Origin of the sequence: Pseudoalteromonas sp. S3178, from assembly GCF_005886985.1 — a bacterium.
In the GTDB taxonomy this organism is placed as follows: Bacteria; Pseudomonadota; Gammaproteobacteria; order Enterobacterales; family Alteromonadaceae; genus Pseudoalteromonas; species Pseudoalteromonas carrageenovora.
Window position 1 is genome coordinate 1 of record NZ_PNCW01000100.1, and the last position, 10656, is coordinate 10656.

Annotated in this window: 8 protein-coding genes; 2 read left to right on the plus strand and 6 right to left on the minus strand. The window is 35.2% G+C overall.

Features of this window, described 5'->3' with window-relative positions; all coding sequences use genetic code 11:
* Nucleotides 1–33: 33 nt before the first annotated feature.
* A complete protein-coding gene (locus tag CWC11_RS19925; protein ID WP_138684086.1) occupies nucleotides 34–717 on the minus strand; it encodes a GntR family transcriptional regulator in 684 nt (227 codons plus the stop codon).
* A gap of 264 nt (nucleotides 718–981) precedes the next feature.
* Here CWC11_RS19925 and rsmF point away from each other — a divergent pair, with 264 nt between their 5' ends.
* Both rsmF and CWC11_RS19935 read left to right on the plus strand, forming a co-directional pair.
* The gene (gene rsmF / locus CWC11_RS19930; RefSeq protein ID WP_138684087.1) at nucleotides 982–2433 is read left to right on the plus strand and encodes a 16S rRNA (cytosine(1407)-C(5))-methyltransferase RsmF; all 1452 of its coding nucleotides are present in this window, start codon (nucleotides 982–984) and stop codon (nucleotides 2431–2433) included.
* Nucleotides 2434–2926: 493 nt separating this feature from the next.
* Nucleotides 2927–4057: an acyltransferase family protein gene (locus CWC11_RS19935; protein WP_138684088.1), complete on the plus strand. Its 1131-nt coding sequence runs from the start codon at nucleotides 2927–2929 to the stop codon at nucleotides 4055–4057.
* Between the two features lie 326 nt (nucleotides 4058–4383).
* Here CWC11_RS19935 and CWC11_RS19940 read toward each other — a convergent pair whose 3' ends face one another.
* Genes CWC11_RS19940 through CWC11_RS19960 form a run of 5 tightly spaced genes read right to left on the minus strand, consistent with a single transcriptional unit; the run spans nucleotide 4384 to nucleotide 10488 of the window.
* A complete protein-coding gene (locus tag CWC11_RS19940; protein ID WP_138684089.1) occupies nucleotides 4384–5112 on the minus strand; it encodes a tyrosine-protein phosphatase in 729 nt (242 codons plus the stop codon).
* Between the two features lie 13 nt (nucleotides 5113–5125).
* The gene (locus CWC11_RS19945; protein WP_138684090.1) at nucleotides 5126–7342 is read right to left on the minus strand and encodes a GumC family protein; all 2217 of its coding nucleotides are present in this window, start codon (nucleotides 7340–7342) and stop codon (nucleotides 5126–5128) included.
* Nucleotides 7343–7365: 23 nt separating this feature from the next.
* Entirely contained in the window at nucleotides 7366–7884 is a 519-nt protein-coding gene (locus tag CWC11_RS19950) for a polysaccharide biosynthesis/export family protein (RefSeq protein ID WP_138684091.1), read from the minus strand.
* Complete coding sequence (locus CWC11_RS19955) at nucleotides 7884–9101, minus strand: outer membrane beta-barrel protein (protein WP_138684092.1); 1218 nt, start codon at nucleotides 9099–9101, stop codon at nucleotides 7884–7886. The genes CWC11_RS19950 and CWC11_RS19955 overlap by 1 nt, the downstream gene beginning before the upstream one ends.
* Nucleotides 9085–10488, minus strand: a complete 1404-nt coding sequence (locus CWC11_RS19960) for an undecaprenyl-phosphate glucose phosphotransferase (protein ID WP_058549730.1) — start codon at nucleotides 10486–10488, stop codon at nucleotides 9085–9087. The genes CWC11_RS19955 and CWC11_RS19960 overlap by 17 nt, the downstream gene beginning before the upstream one ends.
* Nucleotides 10489–10656 lie beyond the last annotated feature (168 nt).

The following is a 10656-nucleotide window of genomic DNA, read 5'->3' on the forward strand; positions in this document are numbered from 1 at the left end:
TTTTAGCTTTTAGCTTTTAGCAGAATATGTTGTTTATTTATTTAACAAATCAAATTTGGTTTGAATATTGGCTTGCGATGCACTTATATGTCGCTTCATCAGCATTTCGGCGAGTTCACCATCATGGTTTTCTATCGCGTTAATAATGGCTAAATGCTCGTCAAACGCTTTAGATACACGCGGCCCCACCATACCCATTTGAACGCGGTACATACGAATTAATTGATAAAGCTCATTACATAACAAATGTATTAAATGAGCGTTTTTACTACCTTTGATGATGCGGTAGTGAAAGTCTAAATCGCCTGCCTCTTGATAGTACGATTCGCCCTCTTTTACACGTTGTGTTTGCAAATGCTGATTAAGTAATTGCTTTAAGCCTTTTACTTCTTCGGGCTCCATATTGTCGGCAGCAAGTCTACATGCTAACCCTTCGAGGGAACTTCGTACTTGGTATACTTCAATTAAACGTTCTGCTGTAAGCGCAACTACGCGGCAGCCCACGTTAGCTTTACGCTCAACTAAATAACAGCTTTCTAAACGATTTAATGCTTCTCTCAGCGTGGCACGGCTTACACCGTAACGCTTTGCAAGCTCCGGCTCTGATATTTTGCTGCCTTGCTCTATGCTGCCCTCTACTATTTCGCGGCGCATATCTACAAACACTTGATCAGATGCTGTAGTAATGGGTGTATCGTTTAAAAAAGTTTGCGTCATGGCTTTATAAATAAATTGTCGACAATTGATGGGTTAACTATGTGCTTAATAAAAAACCATGTCAACCCTTTGCCCTACTTAAATGAGTAAAAAACACGCCTATTGTCGACACTGTTAATCTAAAGTCGTACATAACCACACTAAAAATGAACTAAAACCGCAAAGTGTCGACACAGCATCATCAAACAAATGCAGTATTTAACTCTGAAAAAACACTTTAAAAGTGCTAATATCACGCTTTATTTTTAATGTACGAGCCAACCAGTGAACGCCAACACTTATATTCCTGAGCACTTTATTGACGACGTAAAAACCTACTTACCCGCGCATTTAAATTTAGATGACTTTATTCAAGCGTGTCGTCGCCCTCTGAGAAAGTCTATTCGTGTTAATACATTAAAAATAACGATTGAAGAATTTTTAAAACGTTCTGAGCAAAAAAAATGGCAACTAACACCTATACCCTGGTGCAATGAAGGTTTTTGGCTAGAACGCCCAAGCGATGAAGAACAAAATTTAGCACTAGGTAATACCGACCTACATTTAAGTGGCGCCATGTATGTGCAAGAGGCAAGCTCAATGCTTCCGCCTATGGCACTAAAACAAAGCATTGAAAACCCAGGCTCACAAAATAACATCGTGCTTGATATGGCATCGGCACCTGGCTCTAAAACCTCGCAACTAGCCGCAATAATGAATAACCAAGGCGTGCTTGTTGCCAATGAGCTTTCGTCATCACGATTAAAAGTACTTAGCGCTACGCTTAAACGTATGGGGGTGGGTAACTGCGCACTCTCACATTTTGATGGAGTAATATTTGGTAACTATATGTTTGAATGCTTTGATAGCATTTTGCTTGATGCGCCCTGCTCTGGTGAAGGTACAGTACGTAAAGACGCTGACGCACTTAAAAACTGGTCTATTGAATCAAATATAGAAATTGCTCAAGTTCAAAAAGATTTAATTAAAAGTGCTTTTTACGCATTAAAGCCAGGCGGAACACTTGTGTACTCAACCTGTACACTTACCCCGCTTGAAAACCAAAACGTATGCAATTATTTACTTAGCGAATTTGGCGACTACATTGAGCCGCAATCACTAAATGACTTATTTGAGGGAGCCTATAAAGCAACAACCCCCGAGGGCTACTTACATGTATGGCCGCAAACGTTCGATAGCGAAGGTTTTTTTATTGCTAAATTTAAAAAATTAGCAAGCTGTAATAACCCAAATCAAACAGTAAAAAAAGGCGCGTTTCCGTTTAATGAATTTGATAAAAAACAAACAACATCATTTATGAGCGAGCTTAAAAAACAATTTGGTTTAAAAGCCTTGCCGGGTAATTTAATGCAACGCGATAAAGAACTCTGGCTATTCCCACAAGGGTTTGAAGCAGTGCAAAATAAAATTAAATACGCACGCTTAGGCATACAAATAGGCATGATTCATAAGAATGGTGTAAGGCTGACTCACGAGTTTGCTACCGTGTTTGGCAATGACTGCAAAAGCAATACCTATGCTTTAACAAACGAGCAAGCAAACGACTACTTTAATGGAAAAGACATACTCCTTGAAGAAGTAACAAAAGCAACCGGCGAAGTGGTACTCATGCTATGTGGCTGCCCAATAGGATTAGGTAAGTGGCAAAAAAATAAAATAAAAAACTCGTTACCGCGCGACCTTGTGCAAAATACCCAGTTAATAAGCTGGGTATAAACAAAAGTATAAAGATGCGCATAATTAATCTAATGATTTGTTATCAAATGTAACCAAGTGGCAAAATTAGTTATGCAATTCTAAGTGGGTTGACTAAACTTTTAGGTACTTTCTTCTTCTCCCTAGGAATTACGAAAGTGTATTTAGTTAGCGCAAGGCTCAACTAAGAGCCATTTGTAGCCCAGAGCTGTTAAAATGGCTCTGGGCATTTTTCTATAGTACTTTCTATAAAACCTAGCACTTACAATAATATAAATATCCATTGAACATTTATTATTTAAGCTGAACTCCAGAAATAGAGTTATCCTACCTTTATTTATTAACACCAAAATTTAAACTGGTAATAGAAACTTCAATATATTAGAAAGTACACTTTGATTTTACATAGCGACCAATTAAATATAATATTATAACAGAGTAAAAAATTTAAAATTACAGTAAAGGATTCGTAATTACCTTGGCACTATTGCCTTAATAATTAAAGGACTAACTTTTGAATAGAAGATTTGAAGCACTTGATGCATTTAGAGGGATTTGTGCGATCTCTGTAGTGATTTTTCATATGCATTTCGTTAACTCAATTACTGAATTAGATTTTTTTAGAGGTAGCGCAGTATTCGTAGAGTTCTTTTTTATTTTAAGTGGTTTTGTATTAGCACATGGTTACGGCGATAAAAAAGATTTAAATTTTAGAAGTTTTATGAAAGCCCGATTCTTCCGTATCTACCCGTTACATATATTTATGCTAACAGTATTTTTAATTTTAGAGCTAGGAAAATTATTTGCTTATAAATTCGGAGATATTTCATTTAACAATCCACCTTTTACAAACGATACATCAATTAATGAAATTATTCCTAACCTACTACTGATACATTCATGGACTTCTTTTACAGACCCTCTCAGTTTCAATTACCCTTCGTGGAGTATAAGTATTGAGTTTTACATTTATGCATTACTTTTTACTACTATAGCCTTTTTTAAAACTAGTAAAACTATTGTTTGGTTTTGCATCTCTGCTATTGCTTTTAGCTTAATATTTTTAAAATCAGACCTATTAGTAGAAAGTGTACTAAAAGGTTTATCTTGTTTTTTTGGTGGCACAGTAATTTATCTACTATTTAAAAAAATATCGTATTTTAGATTTCCTCTTACATTAGCCACTCTAATAGAGGTATTACTAATAATTCTAATAATTTTCGTTGTAAGCGTTAACTTTAAATACAAGTCATTAATTGCGCCTTTTTTGTTTCTTTTAACTGTATTATTTTTTGCATTTGAAGCTGGTTTAATATCAAAGTTATTAAAAATAAAAATGTTTCAAACCACTGGTAAGTTATCTTATTCAATATATATGACTCATGCTGCAATATTGTTTATCTTTAACTCTATTGGAATAGTTTTACAAAAAGTTACTGGTGAAAGCATAGCACCAATAATAAACTCACAACGCTACCTTGATTTTGGTGGGCAGCTCATAAATAATACTCTGATATTAATTACGCTTACAATAATAATCTACACATCAAAAATAACTTATAATAAGATTGAATTAAAAGGTCTTGCTTTAAACAAAAAACCAGAAAAATCATTTATCAAATTAACAGGTAGCACTTTGCGTTAATGAAAACAGTTAGCCTTATAAATTTGGCAATTGTTGTTGACTAGCTATACATAATCTACATTAAGAATGATAAATACTTATTATAAGATTAAGTGGTTTGATAGTATCAGTTAATACTTGTATAGGCGCTAATTTATATAAAACTCATTAACTTAAAATATAAACTCAACTCCTAGTTTACAATGTAAAATTTAACAACTTTATAAAAACACAAATATACTACCAAAATGCTATAAAGCCCCATCCTATTCAAAGACTTTAACATAAGTAACAGCTAGCTAAGTGTTTTAGTAATTTATAAGAGTGAAGCAGAGAGTGTGTTTATATTAATCATTAAATAACGAGCTAGTTAAACGTTTTGGGTTACCATAAAATAATTCAAGTGCTTTATCTTCGCCCAGTAATTCAGACACTATTTTTTTTGCTTTACTTAAAATTGGAGGTCTTCGTTTAACTGAGTGTGCGTCAGAGGCAACGTAACTCACTAAATTTTTCTGCAACATATCAAAGCTAATTGTTTTTGCACTGTCTCCCCATACCCCTTCCAAGCTAGATGCTGTTAACTGAAACTCACACCCTAATTGATTTAATCGCTCAATATAAAAAGGGTTTGCTTGTATATCTCGGTTACGCTCTGGGTGAGGTATTATTACTTTTATGTTTTGCTTTGCAAGCCAGTTAATAAATTTATCATAGCCCTGTGGAACATGTGAATGTGGTAGCTCCAATAATATACAATTAAATGAATCAATTTTGCCGATAAACGGAAGCTTATTTGATAAAACTAATGTCATTAGCTCAATATCAAGCCTCACTTCTGCAGCAACAGCAAGATTTATAGTAATACCATTTACCAAAGCTTGCGCTTTTAAGTTCTCTAAATCGTTGTACAGATGGGTCGTAGAATTATCAAATCGTCCAATATGTATATGAGGAGTAGCTACCATATGAGTTATTCCATCAGCTTGAGCCATTTTTAAAAGAGCTAATGACTCTTTTATATCTTTAGCGCCATCATCTAGATTAGGCAAAATGTGTGAATGAATATCAAACATAAATTATCACCTACTAAGAATTTGATTGCTCTGGCTTTTGCGAATAATCATGATAATCGTAATAGCCATGACTGTGTTCATCTTTACGCTTATTCATGTCGACTTGATTAAGTACTATACCTGCAACATGCGCTTTAGATTCAAATAAACGTTCAACACCAGCTTTAATAAGTTTAATACGTGTAACATCTGATTTAACAACATATATGACCGAATCGGCGTTTTGTGCAATTACTAAAGCATCACTTACAGCTTGTGTAGGTGGTGTATCAATAACTATGTGATCATATTTTTCTTTCAAAATATCAAGTACCTCACTAAATTGAGTACTCGATAAAAGCTCTAATGGATTTCCTGGAATTTGACCACTTGGCATAATAGCCACTCCCGATTGACCATCAATATGTACGCATTCCGGTAGTTGTTCAGTACCTACTATTAAATTACTGAGTCCAGGATGGAATACCGGAATATCAAATCGTTTTGCAATACTTGGTTTACGCAGATCAGCGTCAATTAACAAAACTTTGCCCATTTGCGCTAGTGACATTGCTAAATTAGCAGAAGTAGTTGTTTTACCCTCACCAGGAGAGCTGGAAGTAATCGCAATCACTTTATGTTCACGCTCGAGTTGAGTTAACAACAAACTTGTACGAAAGGTTCGCACTGATTCTGCAAACCGTCTAAAGTTGTCATCAAGGTATGCATGAATAGGAAAATGGCTCTTCCTTGGTATTTTTACATATGGTAATAATCCAAGCATACGCTGAGCAAGCTTACTCTCAACGTCACTTTTAGTTTTTACGGTATCATTTAATGCATCAAAAACGAAACTCATTACTGCTGCAAACCCAAAGCTAACGACAAAGGCCAGAATAATAATAAGCTTTTTGTTAGGCTTTGCCGGACTATTAGGCGCATAAGCTTGATCGGTAAATCGTGCAGCGGCAGAACTAAAATCACTAGTTACTTCTGTTTCTTTAGAGCGAGACAAAAACGTGTTAAAGATATTTCTATTTGTTTCAACTTCACGTTTAAGCTGATTATATTGGGTTTCTTTGCGGGTAATATCCTGATACTCAGCACGAATCTTAACTAAATCTCGCTCAAGCGCGCTAACAGTTCGCGTTATTCTATTAAGCTCTTTTTCAATACCTGTGATAAGACCTTTGATTTGTTTATTTAAGTTATCTTTCACCGTTTTAAGTTCAGCCTTTGCTGAAATTATTTTAGGGTGCTTCGGTCCGTACACTTCACCTAATTCACTTAATTTTCTCTCAACTATGATAACGTCACGTTTAACGTTTTGTATAACTTGGTGAGAAGTGATTTCAGGCATACTGCCTAACAATTCTAAGTTATTATTCCCGTACTCACTTATTACACGATTGATACTTTGCAAATTATTTTGTTCATTACGTGCAACAATTAATTGCTGCGATATTTGCTCAAGCTCTTGTGTAGCAAGACCTGCAATACCTTCAATATCTACCAATTTTTGTTGCTCTCGATATGCTTGCAGGCGTACTTCAGAATCATCTAATTGGATTCGTAGCTGAGACAGACGTGTATTTAACCAGCTAGAGGCTTGTTGAGTGATGCCCATTTTAGCGCGCATTTGACTTTCTATGTAAACTTGCCCAACAGTGTTAGCTACGAGTGCTGCCAATTTAGGATCACTCGATTGAAAGCTTATTCTCACCAATTGCGTGTTCCTAATTGGGGTTACATAAAGGCGAGACTTGAAAGCGCCTAATAAATTAAGCATTTCACGTTCAGATTGGTCTTCTGGTGAATAAACAATGATTTCTTTTTTATTAAGAGAAGGTATATGTTCTTTCAGTTTATTTTTAACCATTGCCTTTAACTGATTTAAAACAGAGGGCTTTCCTATAAAGTCGGGATGCGTTTTTAAGTCAAGTTTAGTGATTACCTCACGCGCAATACTGTCGGACTTCATTACCTCAAACTGTGTTAAATAATATTCTTTCTTGTTTGAATCTAAACCATATATTTCTTCAAAGCTCACTGCTTTGGCCTGCTCAGCCTCTATAAGTAAAGTTGCTGTAGCGATATATTTAGGTACTAACGTAAATGTCGCCATAATAGCAAGTAATGTAACTACTATAGAAAAAGCAAGAATTCGCCATTTAGCTCGCTTAATTACATTAAAATAGACGCCTAAATCAATAATATCTTCACTGTTTATTTTTTCATTTGTATGGTGCATTTACTACTGCCTTGTAAACTGCTTTAAAACAAGCGTTGTTCTATTTTTATGGTGTCGCCCGCTGCAATTTGGCTTTTTAAACTACCTTTATGTTGCTGCTGTTTAGTTTGTTCTTTAAAAATATAAATTTTGTCTATAGACGCACGTTCAGTTAACCCACCAGCAAGTGCAATAGCCTGATTTACCGTCATAGCAGGTTGATAAGGGTATGCACCTGGGTTTTTAACCTCTCCATGTATATAAAAAGGACGATATTCAACTACTTGAACATAAACATTAGGGTTGACTAAATAATCAGGGCGTAAACCATTAGCAATTACTTGCTCAACCTCAGAGGTGTTAAGACCTGAAAGTTTAACTTTACCCAAAAATGGATAGTTAACCTCTCCGCTGTTACCTAACAATGCAGTGACCTCCAAGTCAGGTTGGCCAAATACTTTAATTTCTACTTTATCACCTGCACCTAAAACGTAGCTTTGCTCTGATTGAGCAAAACAAGCACTACTAATTATTAATAGTGTAAATATAAAAATAAGCCTCATTAACTAGCCTTTAAAGCAAATGTAAAGTTAATACCAACAACTGTGCGATCAAACTCGATTGCATTTTGAGTAGAGTTTTTATCAATAAAGTCTACATAAGTAGAAACCATACCGAAACTATTTGTTACATAATTGAGACCTAAACGCAGACTTTTAGTTTTATCTTTACGACCAAAATCACCCGTGTATTTTTCATCAGTATAATTAAGGCTGGCGAGCGAACTCAGATAATCATTCCAATTATGAGTCCAATTAACACCATATAAACTTTCTTTGATGTAATCGCCTTGAACCACAGGATCTTTTGCTGCTCGACTCGTTAAAACTTGTAAAGTAGAGTAGCTTAATGGCTTCCAATTAACTTTAGCCTCCCAGCTCAAACCACTAAAGCTTTTACGCGCTGGGTTATCAAAGTCTTTATTTTGATAACCCAGCTTAAAAGAACCTGAAGTAAGTGCCGTAGCTTCCCACTGCATACCTGCTAACATTTTTATGTCATCAGAGTCACGAGATACCCCGCTAATTTCTAGCACGTCATAACGATAGTACTCTTGTTGAATTTCAATAAATACACGTGATAAAGCTCGTGTATTATAATAACCAGTAATGCCAATTGACGATTTATCGTAGTCACGATACTGAGATACTTCTCGAAAGTTTAAATATTTTTTATTTAAATAAACAGCATCAAGAGCTATTTGAGCTTTTGAGCTTTGAGCTCCATACTCATAGCGAGCTGTAAAATTTTGTAATTTATATTTAACAAGTTCATCAACGGTATCTCCTAACCCTTCGGTTAAGCCGCGACCTCTAGATTCGTATAGCCAATCAGCATCTCCAGTTACATCTAAACGATGCAGGCTCGTAAACTCTCTATGAATAGCAGTACCAATATTTACTTGAGTATAATTATCGATTGTATCTTTATTATGTAAGGCGCTACTCGTACCTAAGTCTAATTCGTAGCTATTAGGTCCATCTTCAATTAATGCTTTGACATTTGGTGTAATAGCCCAAACTAATCGTGACTCCTCTTCATCGGGAGTGCTGAAAAAATTACTATTACTACTGAGACCGGTTTTTAAGGTTGGAGTGATTTCTACTCCACTTTTTGTTATAAAACTACCTGCACTTAAATTACTTGCTGCGGCAGGGGCTACTACAGTTATACTAAGAAACGCACATAATGAAATAATTATTTTAGTATGCATTTGCATTTTTGAACCCTTTAAAAATTGTCATGAAAATGATTTGTACATCAAACCAAAGTGACCAATGTTTAATATAATGTAAATCAAATTCTACGCGTTTTTCCATCTTGTTCAAAGTATCAGTTTCTCCGCGCCAACCATTTATTTGTGCCCATCCAGTTATCCCTGGCTTTGCTTTATGACGTAACATATAGAACTCTACCTTTTTACGGTACTCTTCATTATGTGCTACTGCATGTGGCCGAGGCCCAACTATAGACATATCACCCTTTAATACATTAATAAACTGAGGCAACTCATCAAGACTTGTTCGACGTAAGAAACCACCTAAAGGAGTAATTCGTGAGTCATTTTTTGTAGCTTGAGTTACTACTGAACTATTTTCAGTAACGCTCATTGAGCGAAATTTCCATACTTTAATTTTACGACCATCCAGGCCATAGCGGTCTTGCTTGAAAATCACCGGACCTTTTGAAGTAAATTTTACTGCAAATGCAATAGCAATAAGGATTGGGGAAATCAACGCCAAAATAATTGAGGAGACAACTATATCCTCAGTGCGCTTAATAAACTCGCGAGCACCGATAAAAGGAGATTCAAAGACGCTCAATGTATCAAGCTCACCAACATGTTCGATACGTGCATGTATCAGACTTGACACTAAAAAATCGGGAATTATATGGACATCAACGGTTGTATCGCCAAGTTGCAGCAAAATATCTGCTATGCGTTTGTCTGCTTTCATTGGTAATGCTATATATAGAACACCAATATTACCATTTCGAGCGGCAGTAACTGCATCTTGTATCCTACCAGCTACATCATGTTTGACTGAATTTTCGAATAATCGCTCTGGTTTTCGGTCGTCATAGAAGCCTAAAAATTTAAAACCTAGCTCATCATTTTTATTGATTTCGTTGTATAAATGAACAGCGGACTCAGTTGCACCTACAATGGCAACATTTCGTAAATTAATACCTAACCGTCTTCTATTTCTTTTGAATAGATAAGTGGCAAGACGCCAGCCGTACATATATGCAACGCTGAGCAAAAACCACAAACCTAAACCAATACGAGAAAGCGAATCAGAAAATTTAAAAACAAAAGATATCAAAAGTAAAAAGGCAAATGAAATAAACAAAGCACCCCAAGCACACATGACCATTGTTCTAAATTTACCGGCCCGCCAAGATCTATAAGCAGATAATATTTCAGCACAATATAAAAAGCTTAGTGCAACACTGAGAACTGCCACCATATAAATAGGAGTAAGTTCTAAGCTATAAAATAAAGCTGAACATTGAAAAGCCGTAAATAATGCAAAAATATCGAATAATCGGTAAAAGTTCGCATCAGAAGAACCTGTTGGTTTAAATGTCCTTGAAGATGTCATACTATTAATCCCTATAGTTATCTTACAGTGAAACACGCTTACTAAAAGCAATTTCAATAATATATTAATGTACAGGAAGGTTCAATAATATAATCCTTTATACCTTAAATATTAAGAATGAAAAATAAAACCTATAAACAATGAAAAAAATAAATTTAAACAAATAAA